This window comes from Bacillus paramycoides (assembly GCF_001884235.1).
GTDB classification, from domain to species: Bacteria; Bacillota; Bacilli; order Bacillales; family Bacillaceae_G; genus Bacillus_A; species Bacillus_A paramycoides.
Map to the genome: position 1 here is coordinate 1 of NZ_MAOI01000028.1, position 307 is coordinate 307.

General features: G+C 38.1%; 1 protein-coding gene. It reads right to left on the minus strand.

Annotated features, from left to right (window positions below):
• A partial coding sequence (locus tag BAU28_RS04535; RefSeq protein ID WP_116500298.1) for a Cna B-type domain-containing protein occupies window positions 1-307 on the minus strand: 307 nt, incomplete at both ends.

Below are 307 nucleotides of genomic sequence, written 5' to 3' on the forward strand. Positions count from 1 at the left end.
TTCGTTCCTTCTACTTTTGTTTTGCCTACTTTTGTATTTGTGATGTCAGTACCACTTACTTTGGATTCATATCCTGGTACTGGCTGTTCTTTCACTTCATACTTGTACGCTGCTCCGTTTGCATCGTATGCTTGGAGTTTTTCAAATGTGTACTTCCATTCTGTTGCTGCTGTTACTTCTTTTGTATCTACTACTTTACCATTTTGTAAAAGGTCTACTTTGATCATTGTCGGACGATCTGTTGCGTTATCGTCTTTCCATGTCTTCGTTCCTTCTACTTTTGTTTCGCCTACTTTTGTATTTGTGA